The 276-nt window shown below is 54.3% G+C and carries 1 pseudogene; it reads right to left on the bottom strand.

Going from position 1 to position 276, the window contains the following annotated elements:
- Positions 1 to 276: pseudogene (locus Q4528_RS13785) on the bottom strand (hypothetical protein); the annotation flags it as partial.

Here is a 276-nt window from a genome sequence, read left to right on the forward strand (position 1 = left end):
TCCGCCCCATGATAAAGGAGCGCAGAATGCCATTCTGGTTCACCTCGGCCTCGATCCCGTCGACGAAATCATCCTGTAGAAACGGGGTGAACTCCCCCTGCTCCGAAAAATCTGTCAACGAGGTAAAGAATGTGGCGGATTTGATCGACGTGTCGCCGCGTTTCTTCAGCAAGGCCAGCGTCAGATGCAATGTCGTGCCGGCAATGCAATAGCCGATGGCGTTGACCTGTTTGGTGCCACAGATGGATTTGACGGTGTCGATGGCCTGAAGATAGC

The sequence above is a fragment of the Staphylococcus pasteuri genome, from assembly GCF_030547725.1.
GTDB lineage: Bacteria > Bacillota > Bacilli > Staphylococcales > Staphylococcaceae > Staphylococcus > Staphylococcus pasteuri.